General features: G+C 60.4%; 20 protein-coding genes. 8 read left to right on the top strand and 12 right to left on the bottom strand.

Annotation, left to right across the window (positions count from 1 at the left end):
• Nucleotides 1-260: 260 nt before the first annotated feature.
• Complete coding sequence (locus tag ACIGHL_RS03645; RefSeq protein WP_446697755.1) at nucleotides 261-1976, top strand: UvrD-helicase domain-containing protein; 1716 nt, start codon at nucleotides 261-263, stop codon at nucleotides 1974-1976.
• A gap of 213 nt (nucleotides 1977-2189) precedes the next feature.
• The gene (locus tag ACIGHL_RS03650) at nucleotides 2190-4136 is read left to right on the top strand and encodes a DNA topoisomerase III (protein ID WP_446697754.1); all 1947 of its coding nucleotides are present in this window, start codon (nucleotides 2190-2192) and stop codon (nucleotides 4134-4136) included.
• Between the two features lie 7 nt (nucleotides 4137-4143).
• Here the strand turns inward: ACIGHL_RS03650 and ACIGHL_RS03655 are convergent, their stop codons facing one another.
• Both ACIGHL_RS03655 and ACIGHL_RS03660 read right to left on the bottom strand, forming a co-directional pair.
• Entirely contained in the window at nucleotides 4144-4458 is a 315-nt protein-coding gene (locus ACIGHL_RS03655) for a hypothetical protein (protein ID WP_446697753.1), read from the bottom strand.
• Nucleotides 4455-5150, bottom strand: a complete 696-nt coding sequence (locus ACIGHL_RS03660) for an AzlC family ABC transporter permease (protein WP_446697752.1) — start codon at nucleotides 5148-5150, stop codon at nucleotides 4455-4457. Before ACIGHL_RS03660 ends, ACIGHL_RS03655 begins: the two co-directional genes overlap by 4 nt.
• Nucleotides 5151-5335: 185 nt before the next feature.
• Between ACIGHL_RS03660 and ACIGHL_RS03665 the strand changes: the two genes are divergently transcribed.
• The gene (locus tag ACIGHL_RS03665; RefSeq protein WP_446697751.1) at nucleotides 5336-6280 is read left to right on the top strand and encodes a class I SAM-dependent methyltransferase; all 945 of its coding nucleotides are present in this window, start codon (nucleotides 5336-5338) and stop codon (nucleotides 6278-6280) included.
• Between the two features lie 163 nt (nucleotides 6281-6443).
• Here ACIGHL_RS03665 and ACIGHL_RS03670 read toward each other — a convergent pair whose 3' ends face one another.
• The 6 genes from ACIGHL_RS03670 to ACIGHL_RS03695 form a co-directional block, all read right to left on the bottom strand.
• Nucleotides 6444-7718 (bottom strand): hypothetical protein, encoded by a 1275-nt coding sequence (locus tag ACIGHL_RS03670; protein ID WP_446697750.1) that lies wholly within the window; start codon nucleotides 7716-7718, stop codon nucleotides 6444-6446.
• Between the two features lie 50 nt (nucleotides 7719-7768).
• Nucleotides 7769-8248: a curli production assembly protein CsgB gene (locus tag ACIGHL_RS03675; RefSeq protein ID WP_446697749.1), complete on the bottom strand. Its 480-nt coding sequence runs from the start codon at nucleotides 8246-8248 to the stop codon at nucleotides 7769-7771.
• Nucleotides 8249-8336: 88 nt separating this feature from the next.
• A complete protein-coding gene (locus tag ACIGHL_RS03680; protein ID WP_446697748.1) occupies nucleotides 8337-9173 on the bottom strand; it encodes a CsgG/HfaB family protein in 837 nt (278 codons plus the stop codon).
• Between the two features lie 18 nt (nucleotides 9174-9191).
• Nucleotides 9192-9605 carry a curli assembly protein CsgF gene (locus ACIGHL_RS03685; RefSeq protein WP_446697747.1) on the bottom strand — a complete coding sequence of 138 codons (414 nt, stop codon included), beginning with the start codon at nucleotides 9603-9605 and terminating at the stop codon, nucleotides 9192-9194.
• Complete coding sequence (gene csgE / locus ACIGHL_RS03690; RefSeq protein WP_446697746.1) at nucleotides 9602-9985, bottom strand: curli production assembly/transport protein CsgE; 384 nt, start codon at nucleotides 9983-9985, stop codon at nucleotides 9602-9604. The genes ACIGHL_RS03685 and csgE overlap by 4 nt, the downstream gene beginning before the upstream one ends.
• Nucleotides 9982-10626, bottom strand: coding sequence for a helix-turn-helix transcriptional regulator (locus tag ACIGHL_RS03695; protein WP_446697745.1), 645 nt, complete (start codon nucleotides 10624-10626; stop codon nucleotides 9982-9984). Before ACIGHL_RS03695 ends, csgE begins: the two co-directional genes overlap by 4 nt.
• A gap of 236 nt (nucleotides 10627-10862) precedes the next feature.
• On the opposite strand from ACIGHL_RS03695, the gene ACIGHL_RS03700 reads away from it, so the two are divergent.
• The 4 genes from ACIGHL_RS03700 to ACIGHL_RS03715 all read left to right on the top strand — a co-directional run bounded on the left by ACIGHL_RS03700 (nucleotide 10863) and on the right by ACIGHL_RS03715 (nucleotide 13947).
• The gene (locus tag ACIGHL_RS03700) at nucleotides 10863-11498 is read left to right on the top strand and encodes a LysE family translocator (RefSeq protein ID WP_446697744.1); all 636 of its coding nucleotides are present in this window, start codon (nucleotides 10863-10865) and stop codon (nucleotides 11496-11498) included.
• A 100-nt stretch (nucleotides 11499-11598) separates the two neighbouring features.
• Nucleotides 11599-12063, top strand: a complete 465-nt coding sequence (locus tag ACIGHL_RS03705) for a VOC family protein (protein ID WP_064481839.1) — start codon at nucleotides 11599-11601, stop codon at nucleotides 12061-12063.
• Entirely contained in the window at nucleotides 12063-12887 is an 825-nt protein-coding gene (locus ACIGHL_RS03710; RefSeq protein ID WP_446697743.1) for an aldo/keto reductase, read from the top strand. Before ACIGHL_RS03705 ends, ACIGHL_RS03710 begins: the two co-directional genes overlap by 1 nt.
• Before the next feature lie 85 nt (nucleotides 12888-12972).
• Nucleotides 12973-13947 carry an SDR family oxidoreductase gene (locus tag ACIGHL_RS03715; protein ID WP_446697742.1) on the top strand — a complete coding sequence of 325 codons (975 nt, stop codon included), beginning with the start codon at nucleotides 12973-12975 and terminating at the stop codon, nucleotides 13945-13947.
• Between the two features lie 25 nt (nucleotides 13948-13972).
• Here ACIGHL_RS03715 and ACIGHL_RS03720 read toward each other — a convergent pair whose 3' ends face one another.
• Entirely contained in the window at nucleotides 13973-14848 is an 876-nt protein-coding gene (locus ACIGHL_RS03720; RefSeq protein WP_446697741.1) for a DUF6279 family lipoprotein, read from the bottom strand.
• A gap of 201 nt (nucleotides 14849-15049) precedes the next feature.
• Here ACIGHL_RS03720 and ACIGHL_RS03725 point away from each other — a divergent pair, with 201 nt between their 5' ends.
• Nucleotides 15050-15241: a hypothetical protein gene (locus ACIGHL_RS03725; RefSeq protein ID WP_046162094.1), complete on the top strand. Its 192-nt coding sequence runs from the start codon at nucleotides 15050-15052 to the stop codon at nucleotides 15239-15241.
• Nucleotides 15242-15247: 6 nt separating this feature from the next.
• On the opposite strand, the gene ACIGHL_RS03730 is transcribed toward ACIGHL_RS03725, so the two are convergent.
• The 3 genes from ACIGHL_RS03730 to ACIGHL_RS03740 form a co-directional block, all read right to left on the bottom strand.
• Complete coding sequence (locus ACIGHL_RS03730) at nucleotides 15248-15787, bottom strand: hypothetical protein (protein WP_064481842.1); 540 nt, start codon at nucleotides 15785-15787, stop codon at nucleotides 15248-15250.
• A 77-nt stretch (nucleotides 15788-15864) separates the two neighbouring features.
• Complete coding sequence (locus ACIGHL_RS03735) at nucleotides 15865-16626, bottom strand: transporter substrate-binding domain-containing protein (RefSeq protein ID WP_446697740.1); 762 nt, start codon at nucleotides 16624-16626, stop codon at nucleotides 15865-15867.
• Between the two features lie 152 nt (nucleotides 16627-16778).
• Nucleotides 16779-17501: an RNA pseudouridine synthase gene (locus ACIGHL_RS03740; RefSeq protein ID WP_446697739.1), complete on the bottom strand. Its 723-nt coding sequence runs from the start codon at nucleotides 17499-17501 to the stop codon at nucleotides 16779-16781.
• Nucleotides 17502-17517: the final 16 nt, after the last annotated feature.

A 17517-nucleotide genomic window follows, 5' to 3' on the forward strand; every position in this document is an offset into this window, starting at 1 on the left:
TCCAGAAAGTGGCTTGAAATGGTGTCCACCAAAAATAGGTGCACACCATGCCGCTATCTGGAAGAAGCGGGGAGATGGGTTCGGCGGACGGTTACGATGGAGCCGCTGCAGCATTACTTTGCACTGCCACCAATCAAGGCCAGCTGCCTCCGTTCATCGTAGACACGCTGGCCAATATTTGTGCGACCGTCATTCCTCCAAAGCCAGCTGCCCCGGCTCTCCCGGACGATGTTCTTGATTTGATCTAGGGAGCGGCAACGATGGAGCTAGACGACACTCGGAACACGGTTATCGGCTGCACTAGACACATGCTCGTCCTTGGAGGGCCTGGGTCTGGAAAGACCACTGTAGCTCTATTGAAAGCGGAAGCGCTGATCGGCGAACAACAATTGCGATCTGGTCAGCGAGTGCTTTTTCTCAGCTTCGCCAGGGCAACTGTAGCGAGAGTGGCCGAGCATGCCGGGAAGCTTTTGCCGGCGCTAGAGCGCAGCAAGCTTGAGGTCAATACTTACCATGGTTTCACTTGGGGGCTACTGCGCAGCCATGGGTATCTATTGCGCGCAGGTAGCCCCATAACTCTTTTACCCCCTCCTGAAGCAGCATCTCGGTTGTCCAGCATTCCCGAGGGTCAGAGGGAAGCCGAAAAGCATCGGCTGCTGGCAGAGGATGGGTTGCTTCATTTCGACCTTTTCGCGAGCAAGGCAGCCTTGCTGCTGGAGAGCAGTAAAGCGCTACAGCGCATCTACGGATCAAGCTACCCCCTAATCATCTTGGATGAGTTTCAAGACACGAACGAAGATGAGTGGCGGTTCATACGCGCACTCACGCCGCACAGCCAAGTCATGGCGCTAGCTGACCCTGAGCAGCGCATTTACGAATTCCGCGGAGCGAATGCAGCCCGAATCCAGGAATACGTGGATGCCTTCAATCCGGACGCTTTCAACTTCGGATTAGAGAACCACCGAAGCAACGGAACGGACATCGTTCAGTTCGGAAATGACTTAATGAATGGGGTTAATAAAGGCAAGGCCTACAACGACGTCGCGGTGCACGCCTATACCCCCCGGAAAGGCCAGTTGCACTTGGACTTCAAGAGGGTGGTGCTCGGCACCATACGCCGCTTGTTGAAGGGAGGCAGAGATTGGTCCTTGACCATCCTCGTACCGAGTAAAGACTTCATGGCAGAAGTATCCGCCTACCTCGCTAGCGACGCTGATGGGCTCCCACGCTTACCCCATGACGTGGCGTTCGACCAAGAGGCTGCTGCACTGGCCGCTGTAACCATTGCTGCCCTCTTAGAGGGAGGCCCGCACGCCGAGTCGATCACATTGAAATTACTCGGAAACCTGTGTGCCCACGTCCGCGGACGGAAAGGGGAAAAGAAACCAAGCAAGCCGAACCTAGATCTTGTCGACGCCATAGACGGTGTAGCCGCTGGGCAGGAGCTGAAAAAAATTGCCCATAAAAGGGTGCTAGCGGCTGCGCAGGAAATCTCGCAGCAACGTCTGCAGCTAGAACTGTCAGGCGATCCTGCTGCCGACTGGATTGCCGTACGCAAGCTCTTGGATGCCAGCGCCTGCAATGAAATCAAACAGATCGCAGCTGATGGCCGCTTTGTTCGATTACTCGGCAAAGGAACTCTGTTGCGTGGCCGATTAGGGGAAGTTTGGCGGGCCACGCAGAGCTATGCAGGGGCAGAGGGCTTCGTTCGAGACGCACTCCTACAGGAGCATTTCCAAGCGGCGACCAAAGAGTGGAAAGGTATCCACCTGATGACCATGCACAAGTCGAAAGGCAAGGAGTTCACAGAGGTCATACTTTACGAAGGGCTGATGAAAGGCCGATACCTGACTGACAACGCCTCCGTTGAGCGCGAAAGGCAAGCCCGCTTGACTATGAGAGTAGCTGTGACTCGAGCGATGCAGCGAGCAACAATTCTGACTCCAAAAGGGCGGCGAAGAAGCCCTTTGCTCTAAGCGATGTGTCGATTGCCATGACCTGTAATTGCTGGCTTAAGCCAGATCATTTAGGTTGTCTGCTTCTGGCCGAAAGCAGACCTTCATCATTCCAATCCACGCTGGATTTCGTCATCAGCAATTCAGGTCTGTATATCCATACAGATAATTCTTGCCTGCCGCGACGTCGCTGCGCATGCTAGTCAGCATGGCAAATGACCCAGTGACAACGTGATGCGGCTGTTTCTCTGCGAAAAACCTTCTCAAGCCAAAGATATCGCCCAGGTGCTCGGCGCCACGCGGCGGGGCGATGGTTGCTGGCTTGGTGCTGGCGTCACCGTCACCTGGTGCATCGGCCATTTGCTGGAAACCGCGCCGCCGGACAGTTATGACGCGCGTTACAAGCGCTGGGTGCTGGCTGATCTGCCGATCGTGCCCGAGCGCTGGAAGATGCTGGTCAAGCCCAAGACCGCCAACCAGTACAAGGCCGTGAAGCGGTTGCTGGGCGAAGCCAGTGAACTGGTGATCGCCACCGACGCCGACCGCGAGGGCGAGATGATTGCCCGCGAGCTGGTGGAGCATTGTCGTTATCGAGGGCCGATTCAGCGGCTGTGGCTGTCGGCGCTGGATGATGGTTCGATTCGCAAGGCGCTCGGCGGTCTGCGCGCGGGTGCCGAGACATACAATCTCTATCAGTCGGCTTTGGGGCGCTCCCGAGCCGATTGGCTGATTGGTATGAACATGAGCCGACTGTTCACGCTGCTCGGGCGGCAGTCCGGCTACCAGGGTGTACTACCGGTTGGTCGGGTGCAGACGCCGACGCTGCGGTTGGTGGTCGACCGTGACCGCAGTATTGCCGACTTCGTGCCGCAGCCATTCTGGGCCATCGAGGTGCAGCTTTTGGGTGACGATCCGGTGCCCTTTACCGCGCAGTGGCGCGCGCCGGAGGCACTCTGCGATGACCAGGGGCGTTGTCTCGACCAGGCGCTGGCGCAGCGAGCGGCCGAGGCCATGCGCGCGGCGGGCAGCGCTCGGTTGCAACGACTCAAGACCGAACGCATGCGCGAAGCGGCGCCGTTGCCGTTCGATCTGGGCACCCTGCAGGAAATCTGCTCGAAGAAGCTCGGCCTGGGTGCTCAGGAAACGCTGGATATCGCCCAGGCGCTCTACGAAACCCACAAGCTCATCACCTATCCGCGCAGCGATTGTGGCTACCTGCCGTTGAGTCAGCACAGCGAAGCGCCGGGCATTCTGGCCGCCCTGGCGCAGGCCGATCCATCCCTCGGCGAGCTAGCGCCGCACCTCGAACCCCGTCGCAAGTCGCGTGCCTGGAACGACGCCAAGGTCAGCGCGCATCACGGCATCATCCCCACGGTGGCAGCTCGCGCCTTCGAACGGCTGTCGGGCAAACCGCGGGCGGTGTATACGCTGATCCGTGCCCGTTACCTGGCGCAGTTTCTGCCCGCGCATGAATACGATCGCACCCAGGCTGACTTCGACTGTGCCGGCCAGGCACTGCGGGCCGTCGGCAAGCAGATCGTCGAGCCGGGCTGGAAGCGCGCCTTGCCCGAGGCGCTGGCGGCCAATCGCGGCCGTGAGGCGCCAGGGCCGCAGACGCTTCCGTCGTTGCGTGAGGGGCAGATATGCCCGATCCACGATCTCACCTTAAAGGATCTCTGGACGCAGCCGCCCAAGCCCTTCACCGAAGGTGATCTGATCAAAGCGATGAAGAACGTGGCCAAGCTGGTGGACGATCCCAAGCTGAAGCAGAAGCTCAAGGACACCACGGGTATCGGCACCGAGGCGACGCGTGCGGGGATCATTCAGGGGTTGCTCGAACGTGGCTACCTGACCAAGCAGGGCAAGGCGTTGGCGGCAACACCTGCAGCCTTCAGCCTCATCGATGCGGTGCCGCGTGCCATCGCCGACCCAGGCACCACGGCGATCTGGGAGCAGGCGCTGGACATGGTGCAAAGCGGCGAAATGAGCTTGGACGAATTCGTCAGCAAGCAATCGGCGTGGATGAGCAAGCAGGTCGAGCGCTGTAAGGGCGTTCGCCTGACTATCAGCGGGCCCGCCGCGCCAACCGGTCGCGGCGCACCCTGGAAAAAGCGCAAGGGCGCGGGCCGCAAAGCCGCACCCAAGACGCGCCGCGCTGCGAAGTCACCCAGCCCCGCATGACGGTCTGCTATCCGGCAAACCAGGTCTGCGAGAGGTAATAGCAGGCGCTACCCAGCACCGCCGTGATGATCAGCCCCAGCCGTGTTGCCACAGCGATGCCCGCTACCAGCGCCAATGCAACGGTGGCGGCGAGCGGTGCCTTGGCGGCCTCGCTGTAGAGGACGTATACCGCGAAGTTAATGAATACGGCGGTCGGCAGCACGCGCTCCAGAATGCGCCGGGTCGCGTCACTCAGGTCTAGCGTGACGAACACCGGCAGGATGCGCACCAGGCAACTGGTGGCGAACAGCGCCGCAATGGCCAGCAGCACGGACGTGTTCATGAGCGCACCCGCGCCAGTACGAAGGTGGCCAGCAGCACGCTGGGAATCCAGAAATACAGCGGCCCGAGCAGCATGATCATCGCCACGGCAATCAGCGTGCAGAGCGCGACGGCCAGCGACAAACGAACGTGGCTGACGCTGAGCTGGGGTAGACGCGAGCGGAGCTGGCTGGCAGAGAGGAACATCAACACGACGCTTGCCGGGAAGCCCAGGTTCAGGTCGGCAGCGAGCCAGGTCGCCGGGATCAGATTGCCGATGACGGCACCTGCCACGCCGGCAACTACCCAGGTGAGGAACAGCGTGGCGCGGATCACGGCCAGCGATGCCCAGTTGTCCTGTTCACTTTCGGTGGCATAGGCCTCGTCACCCAGCATATGGGCAAGGAGCGCGCGTAGCCCCCAGGTTCGCGGCAGCCGTGAGGCTGATACATAGGCGATTGGCAGGTAGCGACTGTTGATCGAGGCGGTGAGCAGCAGCATGGTGATGAACCCGGCGCCGGAATCGGCCAGCGGCAGCACCGCAAACTGACCGCTGCCGGTGAACCCCAACAGGCCTATCAGGGCGACTTCCAGCGGGCTCCAGTCCGAGCGGCCGGCCAGCACGCCAAACAACAGGCTGACCGGGATGATCGCCAGCGCGGCGGGTGCGACCCGGCGCAGGGCGTCGAAGGGTCGGTATGCGGAGGCTTCCATCTGTCGCTGTCCTTGATGGCTCGACGGGTGCGCTCATCGCACCGGGCCGAGCAGTCTAAACTCGGCGCTGCTTTGCTGTCTCGGCTGCGGTAGCCAGCAAGTGGGAGTCCTCATGGTTGTCCATTGCCCCGCAGGTGTGCCCATTCGCGTTTAGAATGCGCGCGCTTTTTTCGAGACGATTGAACATGCAACCAGATGCCCTCGCGACCCTCCAGCAGCACCTCAGCCAAGCCTTGTCCCAGGTGCCGGACGAAACCCGCCGGTTCTTTCATGGGCGCGGGCGCTGCTGGGCTGGGCTCGAGCACGTCACGGTGGATTGGCTGCAGGGCGTGGTGCTGGTTTCGCTGTTCCGGGAGCCAGCTGCCGAAGAACTGGAGGCGCTGATCGGGATGCTGTTGGCGCTGACCGAGGCACAGCCTTGGCAATCGAGCGGGGCGCATACCCTACTGCTGCAGCACCGTTACCTGCCCGACAGCCGTATGCAGCCGCTGCTTGGAGAGCCGCCCGAGGAGTGGGTGATCACCGAGGATGGCCTTCGCTACAAGCTCGACCTGGGCATCAAACAGAACAATGGGCTGTTTCTCGACATGCGCTACGGCCGGCAATGGGTCCGCCAGCAGGCGGGCGGCAAGCGTGTACTCAACCTGTTCGCTTACACCTGCGGGTTCTCCGTGGCGGCTATCGCCGGCGGTGCTGAGCATGTGGTCAACCTGGACATGGCGCGCGCGGCGCTGAGCCGCGGCCGCGACAACCATCGGCTCAACGAGCATGACCTCAGTCGGGTCAGCTTTCTTGGCCACGAGCTGTTCAAGTCCTGGGGTAAGGTGAAGAAGACCGGCCCTTACGATTTGGTCATCATCGACCCGCCGTCTTTCCAGAAGGGCAGCTTTGCGCTGAGCCGCGATTACCAGAAGATTCTCAGGCGTTTGCCCGAGTTGCTCACCGAAAGCGGGACGGTGCTGGCCTGCATTAATGACCCGGACACCGGTCCAGATTTTCTTATCCAGGGGATGGCGACCGAAGCGCCGGAATTGGTGTTTCAGGAGCGCCTGGAAAACCCGCCGGAGTTCCCCGACATCAGCCCCGACAGTGGTCTCAAGGCTTTGGTTTTCACTCGTCGCTCGTTTTAGACGGAGCGATCCGAGTCTAGGGCTGAAGCAACGCCAACAGACAGGCCCTGGCGCTAACGTATGGTTTGGCGAATAGCTCCGGTGGCGCATATAGCCGGATTAGACGATGTGAGATGGAAACGAAACTGCCGGCACATGGCCGGCAGTTTTGGCTGCTGCGATGTCAGTGTTGGCTGACGATAGCCATGTTGTTGAGGCCTGCCTGGCTGATCAACGCGGTGTTGCCGATACCGCTCTGCATGACGTCTGCGGTGTGGTTGCTACCGTTCTGCATGACCGTAGCGGCATGGCTCTGGCCGTTCTGGACTAGGTCTGCCTCGTTGAAGAAACCGTTCTGGCTGACGCTGGCCATGTTGAAATCGCCGGCCTGGTCGATGTCGACGTTGTTGTTGACACCCGTGCTAGAGCCGGTGATGCGGTTGCTGTCGCCTTCCTGATGCGCCGCCAGGATGTTGCCGGCGTCCGACTGGGTGAAGTTCAGCTCGTTGTATTTGCCTTGCTGCTCGACTTTGGCTTGGTTATAGCCGCCGTGCTGGTCAACCTTGGCGATCTGGCCGCGTCCGTTCTGGTCGATTGTGGCTGCGTTATCGAGGCCAGTCTGGTTAGCGGTAGCTGTGTTGCCATTACCGCGCTGATCCAGAAATGCCTTGTGCAGGTTGCCCTGCTGGAACACGAACCCGTTCTGATTGCTGCCGCGTTGGTCGACGTTGACCGTGTTGTATTTGCCGCTTGAGTAGGTGTAGGCCTCTTGATGGCGTCCGGTTTGATACACATCGGCGTTGTTCGCCGTGCCGATCTGCTCAACCTCGGCTACCGAGCCATTACTCCAAGTCTGCATCACGTTAGCCATGTTCTGGTCGCCCAGCTGATCGATCAGGGCGCGATCACCGGAACTCAGCGTCTGGCTAACTGTAGCCTCGTTGAGGTTGCCGTCCTGATACAGCGAACTCTTGCTGCCATTGACTGCGTACTGGTAGCTGGTCGCTGAGTTGCCGTTGCCTTCCTGCTTGGTGAACGCTTCGGCGCCATAGCTGGCGCCCTGCTCAGTATTGGCAGTGTTGTCCTGGCCGCGCTGGCGCTGTTCGGCGCTGCTGCCCCAGGTGCCGCTCTGGCTGACGCTGGCTTCATTCGAGTGCCCGTACTGCCATTGCACCGAGCTGCTGTTGATGGCCAGAGTCTGGTTGACGTTTGCCTCATTGAAATTGGCGGTCTGGGTCTGCAGGGCAGACGAAGACGAGGAGCCGGTCTGCTCGACCATCGCGTCGTTGCCCCAACCGCTCTGCACCTGTTTGGCTGCGTTGGAGCTGCCGTAGCTCTGGATGACCTCGGCGACATTATTGACGCCGTTCTGGCGTTGTTCGGACGTGTGATCGGCCGCCATAGCCTGAGCGGCGGCAACGGTCAGCAGGGCAGCTACTAGGGGTTTGATCTTGAACATTGTTGTCTCTCCATGAAATGTTTTCAGCGGTACTTCCTGGTGGTGCTTTTTTAGCGGTACTGGCGGACCAGCACGCTCAGACCCCGGCCATGCTGCGTGACGCTGCTGCTATGCCCAGTGCCGGTCTGTTCGATCTGCGCGTCGTTGTACGCGCCGTACTGTTCAATGCGGGCCTGGTTGTAGCTGCCCGACTGAACAATCAATCCCTGGTTATGGCTGCCGTGCTGCTCGATGGATGCTTCGAGCGCATAGCCGCTCTGGAGGATGAAGGCTTCCAGTGCATTGCCTGTCTGACTGATATTTCCGCTCAGGCTGCCCCCTGCCTGGGCGAGGAACGCCAGGTTACGGGTTGGGGAGCCGGTTTCGGATAGTGTCTGTGCGATCGCGTTAGACCGACTGGATGCGATTTCGTCAGGCGCGAGATCGAGCGAAGTCGGAAGGCTGGCGGCGAGCAGGGCGGGGCTGCCTAGTGCTGCGAAGAGCAGCGGAAGCAGCACTGCTCTGCAAGCAATCCTTTGCGCGTCGATCATCAGTCATCCCTGGTTAAGTCGCGGTAGGTCATCCTGACCTAAACCGCGATCTGGCAAATCCATCGAACGGCTGAAACCGCTTCGTTTGCTATGGATTGGTTGACGTGCCGAGGTATTTCGCCAATTGAGCGTCGACCGCCGAAGAACTGTCTGCGGTCTGCCACAGGCGCCGATCAACGCCTTGGGCGATGAGGTGTGCAACCGCCGCCTCGATGGCGGACAGCACACAAAGCTGCGCCGGCTCGTTGGTGGTGTAGCCGGCCTCGGCTTCGAGCAGCTCCTTGAATTCGATGAACTTGTAGACGTTGGCGCTGCGTCCGATGGAATAGATCGTCTTGGTGGTCATCACGTTGGACAGCACCTGGCCGCTGCGTACGTCGATGGCGCGCAGGTTGACCGTGACCTGATCGACCCGATATTCCTGCGATATGCCGATGCCCAGATAACGAGCACCTTGCCCACCACTGCGCACGTTGGTTTCGTAGGCGACGATGGCGCCTTCCATGATGATGTTGGCGGCCAGCAGCGACGGCAGTTCGGATTGGATGTTCGGGGCCACATCCGGTTTGGCTTGTGATGCACGAATGATCTTGCGCTCGGTCAGCACGTTCTGCAGACCTTCACGCTCGAGCACGATGAACCAGCCGCTCGCCTGCATGGCGTCGACCAACATGCTCGCTGCGCCCTGGGTTACCGCCGTGGAAAAGGAACTGGCGGGGCTGGGCTTGTATTGCCCGGTCTGGTCGCGAAAGCCATAGACCGCCGCTACCAGCGGGCCTCGAGGGCGAGGCAGCTCAAGCAGGTCCTGATAGGTCGAAGTGCGCGGTGTCAGTGTTGGGGTTTCCTGGTCCGCCGACATTGGCTCGCGTACCGCGCAGCCCTGTAGAACGGCCATCATCCCGATGGCTACAAATAGGCTTCTCATGGCCTTTGCTCTCCCTGACTAGATATTGCCGAGAATGATTTCTGAAAGTTCGCCGGTCAGTCGGTCGGTGATTTTCACGACCGTATTGCCAGCTTCGTCTTTGCGGATGTCGACGATAAAATCATCCGTCGTGATCGAACCTGTCTTGCCATCTTTGACGTTGCCCAGCAGGTCCGACAACAATCGCGACTCCAGCTGGCTGGTGAAACGGTCAAGCGCGGAGGTGCCGGCCAGCGAGCCGCGATCGAAGGCATCTGGGTCCTTGGTGTCGTTCTGCGCCTGGGCACTGCCCAGCAGCCATGCGCCGTTGAGGGGGCTGCCGCCAAATGATGGATTCACTGGGGTGTACACCAGTTCGGTGGCACTGAGGCTGGAGCTAAGCAGCAATCCGGCCAGGAAGACGCCGGTGATTTTTTGTTGTGGCCGGTTCATAACTCATCCTTCGCGAGGTCAATGGTGTCTTCGAATAGTGCTTCGACTTTCCTACGGTTTATCTCTTGCAGCACGAAATCCGCCGCTTCATAGGCGGTCTGTTCCATGTCACTGACGTTCGGTTGTAGAAAGCGGCGATACAGCGGCTGGTTGTTCTGCTCCACCCAGACCAGAATCCCCCAGCGCGCCGAGGGACGCTCTTTGACGGCCAGGTTGAAATCCAATGCGCTGGTGTCATTGAGACGTTCACAAAACTTGCGGTAGAACTCCTGGCCGGAGCGTGAAACCGTATTGTTGGTGATGAATCCCTTAAGCTCGGCCTCGTCGGCACAGGCCTGGATGCTGAACAGCAGCATCAGACCCAGGCAGGCCATCTTCATATCCCGGCCTCGCCGACATGCCCCAACACGAGCGATGCGCCCTGTGCGCGGTTGGAGGCGCCCAACTTGCCCAAGGCGTTATGGATATGACTCTTGATGGTGTGAGTGCTCAGATGCAGGGACTCGGCGATTTCGGAATTGGAAAGACCTTTGCCGGCAAGTGCTAGGATCTGTTTTTCCCGTACCGACAGGTCGTCGATGGCACGCGAGGCATGGGTGAGTTGGCGGTAGCGGCCCAGCAGCTTTTCCATCAGCGCACGTGGCAGCCAATCGCCGCCGCCGAGCATCACGCTGACGCCGCGGCTGAAATTGGCGCGGCTGGTGTTCGGGTAGAACACGCCCTTGATCCACGGGTGCTGTACCAGCAGACCGCGCGCCTGGTCAGCTTGGGCATTGATCAACGCGGTTGGGGTGTCGCGCAGCTGCCGGAGCAGGCGCAAACAATCAGCTTCCGTGAAGCTGCCAACGTCGAGCAGAACCAGGTCCGCGTCGTTTACGCCTGGACGAAATGTGCTGCTGCGCGTCAGACGCAACTGTGGACCACCGTGAAGATGCTGATCGAGCAGGCCGTCCGGCAATTCGCTATTGGACAGCAGGACAAGACGAGAAGAAGCGACGACCGCAGGGGATTCATCGAACATATGCATATCCTTTGCAGAAGTGACTAGGGAGTAGCGCCCGTGTTCCTTGCCGGGACTGGCGCTTTGACATTGCTCGGGAAAAGATAGTTCAGAGCGGTGACAATAAAAAGTCATTGTTGCGAAATAGCGACTGTTTTCCGACGAGCCACATCACTCTAGCGAACGCGGGTGGTGGCAGACAGACGCATGCTGGACTACATTTATTGGTCTTTTTTCGCCGGCAATGGGAGCAGGCAATGTCCGATCCAACGTTCTGGCTGGTTTTTTTCTCGGCCGCACTGGCACTGAATCTCTCGCCAGGGCCAGATCTGTTGTTCGTGCTGTCGCGCACGCTGTCTGGCGGGCGCCGGGTCGGTGTGGCCTCAGTGTGCGGCGTTTGCAGCGGTGCCTTGGTTCACGTCGCAGCGGCTGCGCTGGGGATATCCGCCATTCTCGCCACCTCGGCGCTGGCCTTCGCTGTGGTCAAGTATGTGGGTGCGGTCTATTTGCTGTATCTCGGCGTTCAGGCATTGCGCTCTGCCGGGTCGGCCGCGGCGCTCAACCTCAAAGCGGCCCCGGAGGTCACCCTTTGGCAAGCTTATCGCCAAGGCATTCTCGTCGACGTCCTCAATCCGAAAGCGGCCATTTTCTTTATGGCGTTTCTGCCACAGTTCGTACGGCCCGACCAAGGCGCCATAGCCCTGCAGCTTTTGGTGTTAGGCGTGCTGGTTGTGCTGGTGGCGGTGGTTGTGGAATGCGCCATGGTTTTCCTGGCGGCTCGGGCTAGCTCGGCGTTGCGTGGTAACCGTCGCTTGAGTCAATGGATCGACCGCGCGCTCGGCTCGGTCTTGATCGGTCTGGGGATTCGTCTCGGCTTGGCTGAGCGTACATAAGCGTACAGACCCGGATATGGGAACGTCAGCTCCGGTTTCGGTCTGAAGGGTATGCGGTACGCTTTTATAGGCGCAGCCGCGGAAACCGAAAGGAGCGCTCATGTCTCTGTACAGCAAGAACACCACCTCCAATCTGATTCCCTGTCTGCGCTATCGGGATGTGCCCGCAGCGCTGAAATGGCTTTGCCAGGTTTTTGATTTCGAGCAGCAGCGTGTAGTCGAAGACGCGCAAGTCGGCGTCATTCACGCGCAGCTCAGTTTTGGCAGCGGCATGCTGATGCTGGGGCCGGTGGCCGATTCGGACTACGGCCGCCAGGTCAGGCAGCCGGACGAAGTCGGTGGCGTCTCTACTCAAAGCATCTATGTGATCGTCAACAGTGCCGACGCCCTCTATACCAAGGCCAAGGCCGCCGGCGCGGAAATCGTTGTCGAGCTGAAGGACGAGGACTATGGCGGTCGTGGGTTCAGTTGTCGCGACCTTGAGGGGCACCTGTGGAGCTTCGGCACCTACGATCCGTGGGCCGAGCCGGTTGCCGAGCAGAACGCACCGCGGGGGGACTGCTGATGCGTAACCTCAAATTCGCCGACGGCGCTAGCGTTCCCGTAGTGGGGCAAGGCACCTGGCACATGGGCGAAAACCCGGCCGAGCGCAGCAATGAGGTAGCCGCCCTGCAACTTGGGATCGAGCTGGGCATGACGCTGATCGATACCGCAGAGATGTACGGCGAAGGCGGTGCTGAAGAGGTGGTCGGCGAAGCGATCCGCAATCGCCGCGATCAGGTCTTTCTGGTCAGCAAGGTCTATCCCCACAACGCCAGCCGCAAAGGCGTGCCCGAAGCCTGTGAGCGTAGTCTGCGGCGGCTGGGCACCGAGTGCCTCGACCTGTATCTGCTGCATTGGCGCGGGCAGTATCCGTTGGCGGAAACGGTCGAAGCGTTCGAGCGATTGAAAGACGCGGGCAAGATTCGCCGTTGGGGTGTATCCAACCTGGATCTGGACGACATGCGCGAGCTGGATGCGCCGGACTGTGCTGTCAATCAAGTGCTCTACAACCCGCAGGAGCGGGGCATCGAGTTCGATCTGCTGCCCTGGTGTCAGGCGCAGGGGATGCCCGTCATGGCCTACTGCCCGATAGGACAGGGCGGGGATCTGTTGCGCCACCCGACGATGCTGGAGGTTGCCCAGCGGCATAACGCAGAGCCCGCCCAGATTGCACTGGCATGGGCGCTGCGTCAGCCCAACGTACTGGTGATTCCAAAGTCATCAAACCCGGCCCATCTTCGAGCAAACGCCAGCGCGGCGGAGTTGACGTTGCACGCCGATGACCTGGCCCTGCTCGACAAGGCCTTTCCGCCCCCGTCGCGTCCACGCCCACTGCAGATGGTCTGAAACTCCGCTTGCTGGACGAGGCGGGGGAATGTTTGTCTCGCGGTAGCTGTCAGCTTATGACTGACAGCAAACCGGAGAAGCGAACATGAGCGAGTCCAGACTCGACGGCGTGGTGGTGGTCATCACTGGCGCCTCCAGCGGTATCGGCCGCGCAGCAGCGCAGGCGTTTGCGCGTGAGCAGGCCCGAGTGGTTCTGGCAGCGCGCGACGAGGAAGCGCTGCACGAGGTGGCCAATGAATGCCGCGCTTTGGGGGCCGAGGCGCTGGTGGTGCCGACTGACGTGACGCTCAGCGATTCGGTCGAGCAACTGGCCAGCGCGGCGGCCGAGTTTGGCCGCGGGCGTATCGATATCTGGATCAATAACGCCGGGGTCGGTGCTGTCGGAGCCTTCGACGAGACGCCAATGGATGCGCACGAGCAGGTCGTGCAGACGGATCTGATCGGTTATCTGCGCGGGGCACATGTCGCCCTGCCGTATTTCAAACAGCAGCACGGCGGCGTGCTGATCAATACGCAGTCGGTGGGTAGCTGGGTACCGCAGCCTTACGCGGTGGCGTACTCAGCGAGCAAATTCGGGCTTCGCGGGTTTTCCCATGCGCTGCGTGGCGAGCTGGCGCAGTGGCCGGGCATTCATGTCTGCGATGTGTATCCCTCGATGGTGGATACCCCCGGTTTCCGGGACGGCGGCAATTTTGCCGGTCGCTCGCTGCAGCCGCCACCGCCACTGTGCGATCCCCGTCAGGTGGCCGATGCGATGGTCAGTCTCGCCCTACATCCGCGGCATACGACATCCGTTGGGCTGACAGCGACGCTGCTTCGTTTCGCCCATTTCATTACGCCAGGCTTCGACCGTTTGTCCGGCCTGCTGACCGGTGCTGCCTTGGGTCGTGCCGACCGTGTCGCGCCGTCCTCGGGCAACCTGTTCCATCCGGCGTTGGGCGAGCGTCGAATCGATGGTGGCTGGCGCAGTGATGAAAAGCCGCAGCGCAGTTTGTTGCTAGCCGGGGGTATTGCCGCAGCGGGCGTAGTCGGGCTGCTACTGGCTCGCCGGCGCCGTTAGCGTTTCATACGCCGGCGGCGGCTGGTCAGCGAGTCGCCGGCAGGCAATCCAACGAGCTGAGGTCGCGCCTCATATCCTGCAGACGCTCATCAAGATGACGACGCTGGGTCGCGTCGGCCATGTCGTACAGGTCGATCACCAGGTCGATTGTGGCCTGTTCGACGGCCGGGAAGGCGGCGCGATAGGGCGCTGTCCAATAGACCTCACGGTCTTGAAGCAGCCGGGCGATGCGCTCGTCAAAATTTGCCTGTTCCCGATTGCGAACGGCCTCGACCAGTGATCGCTGCCACTGGGCGCGGTTATCGAGCCAGAGCTGATTTTGCTCGCTAAGCGCTCTAGCCCATTCCTGGATGCGTTGGCGTTGAGCGGCGCTGGCTTTTCCTAACCATTGCTCGACGCGTTCTTGCATACGGTCGGCTCGCTTACGAATTTGCTGGTCCAGCGGTGGTTCCAAGTATTTCTTCTCGCGCTCCTGGAGGTCTTTCTCAAACTGATCGTCCAGTTCACGCACCTGCCTGTCTTCAAGGTCACGTAGCAGTTGAACGGTAGTTGGGGTGATTTCCAGCGCGATCGTCTGAATCGCCTCTTGGGCGTTCACATAGTGTGCTCGTAGCGCGGACTCATTCAGCGAGCCCCGGCGGACCTGAGCCTGTAAGTGCTCGATGAGATCCAGATAGCCGGGTAGCTGAGTACGGCAGTGCCAGCTGATGTGCTCCCGCAGCTGCGCACGAAAGCGCGTCTGCTGGTCACGATTCATGTCCAGGTAATCGTTGAGCGACCAGGGGATCAGCAGATCCAGGTTTCGGTAGGCCAGATTCATGCGGCTGCAGCCGGTCAGCACAACGGCACACGCCAGCAGGACCAGAATCGATTTACGCCCAAGCACCTGCCTGATCTGCATTGCAGTCCTCGTCGGGTTGTCGTCGGGATGTCGGAACGGGTTTCGGTTGCGTTGTTCTGTAGAGCCGCTAGCACCTCGTCAGTTCGAGGCGAAACAGCAACGGCTTGTTTCTGCGAGAAAACGCCGGCGGTTGTGGTCCTAGTTCAAGAGAGCGCCGCAAGCGCGACGCTCGGAAGCTGACAGCAAATAGCGGAGGTGAATATGCAACGCACGATCAAGCATCTGACCGGAGATGAAGTACCTCAGGGTTGGCGGCCAACCTGGGTCACCTGTTGGGTGGTCGAGATCGATGGGCAAACGATTGCCGGCCCGTACGCCACCGAAGCGGAAGCGCAGGCAGTGCTGGATGGGGAGCAAGACCCCAAGATCTCGCAAACACCTACGCCACAGTGATGGCCGTCAGAGGCATTGAGTAGCGCAGGGATCGTCTCTTTCGGGGAGCGGGGGAGGCGGCTCGACGAGCTGGGAAACCAGCTCCAAAGCTTTCTCGAACGAAGGATAGCCGCTCTGCGCAACGTCCAGCCCGGCATAGGCCTGGCGATATTCTTCGGCCTTGACCGCGTTGCGCTCATCCAGCAGGTAGGGTTCCTGGTAGATTTTGTATAGCAGCGCTACGGCGTGCGGGTGGCCCTTGGCGCTGGCCTGTTCGAGCAGGCGCAGGACCTGTTCCGGTTGTGGGCCTTGGCGGATCAACAGCAGCGCCTGGTAGAACTCGGTCTCGCCTCGTTCATCGAGGCGAGCGCTACGCTCGAGCAGCGCATCGGCAAGTTCATAGCCGTTTTCGTCGCCGATGGAAATGAGGATCTTGGCCTGCAGCAAATCGTTCTGATAGAGCAGCCGCTCCGCGCGGCAACTGCCGTCGCTACCATATTGGTCACATGGCTGAGAGGCGCAGCCGCCCAGCACAACGAGCAGTCCGATCACCAGTGCGTTCTTCATTGCTGCCTTGTTCTCTCTATTATTTAGTGTGTCAGCGCGTGTTCTGACCCGCGTATGGCATAACTGTTCAGCCTGTTTTATTGCGCAGTGGCAATGGGCTGCAGTCCGTAATGGAACAGGAGGATCTGCCACTCGGGGTTCTCTGGCAAGTTCTCCACGAATCGGGCGAGATACTGGGTGGCAGCTTGACCAAGCGCATCGGCGACCCACAGATGCCGAGTGAACTGGTACAGCGGCGTATTCGAGACGTACAAATCCCGGAGCTTTTTCTCTTTCCGGTAGTAGAGCAGGGTGGAGCGCGGAATCAACAAAGTGCCGATGCGACCTGACAGCAGCTTCTCGAGGTTTTGCAGGTCGCCTTGGGCGTTCTGGCGCTTGATTGCGCCGCTGGCGATATCCGCTTCAAGCCCTTCGTATCGGTGCCCGAGCACGCCTCCCAAGACAAGATTGTGTAGCGATTCGGGGTTTTCATACTCAAAGGGGGCGTCGGGCAGCGAAACAAAGTCCTGTTGATCGATCAGTAGCGGCCCCGACCATTTGCCGTTGGCTGCTTGCTCGGCAGTGAAGAAGTTCGGAGTGGCCCAGAGCAAAACGCCAGGTCGCTCTCGTGCTAGCCGTATATCGACGCGCTTGCGCGGCAATTTGACCAGCTCGAAGCGAAAGCGCTGATTGTTAGCGGCGTCGTTGTTGAGCAGGGCGACGAAAGCACGCGAAAGTCCCTCGCCGTCTTCGAGAATGAACGGTGGTGAAAAATGATACGTCCACACCTCGACTCGTTGTTGAGCCCCGCAGATCGAGGGCAACAGAACGAACGTCAGCAACAGGACGAATCTGTGCATGGTGATCCTGTATCTCGGAATGGCGAAATGCGGCAATCAGGGCCTGGCGCGGCGGCCGGTAGCTGATTTTGTATCCGGTTGCATTGGCACCAGCATAGTCCAGCGATCGCCAGGTGCGAGCCGTCAGGGGTTATGCAAGAGACGTCGCGAAGCTAGAAGCGTTCATGCTCGCCGAGAAAACGCCACTCTCCGACCGGCAGCTTGGCCATCGACAGGCGGCCGATCCGTATCCGCTTGCAGTTGAGCATCTCCAAGCCGATGGCTTCGCAGAGCTGACGCAGATCGGCGGCCTGCGGATTCTTAAGCACGACGCGCAGGCGGGTCTCGTTCTGCCAACTGGCCTTCGCCTTGGGCAGAACCCTGCCACGATGGCCGATCCCTTTGCCCAGCAACGCCAGGCCGCCTTCCTCCGGTTCGCCAGCGACTTCGACGATGTACTCCTGCTCTAGCATGTCGCGTGGATCGGCCAGTTTGCGGATCACCTCGCGTTGCTGGCTGAATATCACCAGCCCGCTGATGTCCTGCTCCAGCGGCAGCAGGGCGGTTTGGCGTGCGTAATGGCGTTCGCGGGGTGCCTGGCGAGAGCTGTCGCCGCTCCAATGGCCGGCCTCAGCAAGTTGCTTCAGCACGTCAGCAGGTTCTGCAGCGGTGGGCTGGCCGGCGGGTTTGTGCAGCAGCAGCGTGACCGGCGGCTGTTCAGTCGCGGTGGCGCCTGGCAGCAGTTCGATGCGCTGCTCGGCCACCTTGAAATAGGGCGCTTCGATGATATGCCCGTCGACGCTGACCCAGCCTCCCTCGATATACAGTTCGGCCTCGCGCCGGGAACAGCCGATCTGCTCGGCGAGGCGTTTGGACAAGCGTATCGGGTCGGTCATGGCAGGCTCGGGTGCT

The organism is Pseudomonas sp. NPDC077451, assembly GCF_044543345.1.
GTDB lineage: Bacteria > Pseudomonadota > Gammaproteobacteria > Pseudomonadales > Pseudomonadaceae > Stutzerimonas.

Coding starts and splice junctions, on each gene's coding strand:
- ACIGHL_RS03670 (WP_446697750.1), bottom strand. CDS start 7,718: ATGTTCAAGATCAAACCCCTAGTAGCTGCCCTGCTGACCGTTGCCGCC.
- ACIGHL_RS03685 (WP_446697747.1), bottom strand. CDS start 9,605: ATGAACCGGCCACAACAAAAAATCACCGGCGTCTTCCTGGCCGGATTG.
- ACIGHL_RS03735 (WP_446697740.1), bottom strand. CDS start 16,626: ATGCACAGATTCGTCCTGTTGCTGACGTTCGTTCTGTTGCCCTCGATC.
- ACIGHL_RS03660 (WP_446697752.1), bottom strand. CDS start 5,150: ATGGAAGCCTCCGCATACCGACCCTTCGACGCCCTGCGCCGGGTCGCA.
- ACIGHL_RS03725 (WP_046162094.1), top strand. CDS start 15,050: ATGCAACGCACGATCAAGCATCTGACCGGAGATGAAGTACCTCAGGGT.
- ACIGHL_RS03705 (WP_064481839.1), top strand. CDS start 11,599: ATGTCTCTGTACAGCAAGAACACCACCTCCAATCTGATTCCCTGTCTG.
- ACIGHL_RS03655 (WP_446697753.1), bottom strand. CDS start 4,458: ATGAACACGTCCGTGCTGCTGGCCATTGCGGCGCTGTTCGCCACCAGT.
- ACIGHL_RS03680 (WP_446697748.1), bottom strand. CDS start 9,173: ATGAGAAGCCTATTTGTAGCCATCGGGATGATGGCCGTTCTACAGGGC.
- csgE (WP_446697746.1), bottom strand. CDS start 9,985: ATGAAGATGGCCTGCCTGGGTCTGATGCTGCTGTTCAGCATCCAGGCC.
- ACIGHL_RS03730 (WP_064481842.1), bottom strand. CDS start 15,787: ATGAAGAACGCACTGGTGATCGGACTGCTCGTTGTGCTGGGCGGCTGC.
- ACIGHL_RS03695 (WP_446697745.1), bottom strand. CDS start 10,626: ATGTTCGATGAATCCCCTGCGGTCGTCGCTTCTTCTCGTCTTGTCCTG.
- ACIGHL_RS03710 (WP_446697743.1), top strand. CDS start 12,063: ATGCGTAACCTCAAATTCGCCGACGGCGCTAGCGTTCCCGTAGTGGGG.
- ACIGHL_RS03650 (WP_446697754.1), top strand. CDS start 2,190: ATGCGGCTGTTTCTCTGCGAAAAACCTTCTCAAGCCAAAGATATCGCC.
- ACIGHL_RS03665 (WP_446697751.1), top strand. CDS start 5,336: ATGCAACCAGATGCCCTCGCGACCCTCCAGCAGCACCTCAGCCAAGCC.
- ACIGHL_RS03715 (WP_446697742.1), top strand. CDS start 12,973: ATGAGCGAGTCCAGACTCGACGGCGTGGTGGTGGTCATCACTGGCGCC.
- ACIGHL_RS03720 (WP_446697741.1), bottom strand. CDS start 14,848: ATGCAGATCAGGCAGGTGCTTGGGCGTAAATCGATTCTGGTCCTGCTG.
- ACIGHL_RS03700 (WP_446697744.1), top strand. CDS start 10,863: ATGTCCGATCCAACGTTCTGGCTGGTTTTTTTCTCGGCCGCACTGGCA.
- ACIGHL_RS03645 (WP_446697755.1), top strand. CDS start 261: ATGGAGCTAGACGACACTCGGAACACGGTTATCGGCTGCACTAGACAC.
- ACIGHL_RS03675 (WP_446697749.1), bottom strand. CDS start 8,248: ATGATCGACGCGCAAAGGATTGCTTGCAGAGCAGTGCTGCTTCCGCTG.
- ACIGHL_RS03740 (WP_446697739.1), bottom strand. CDS start 17,501: ATGACCGACCCGATACGCTTGTCCAAACGCCTCGCCGAGCAGATCGGC.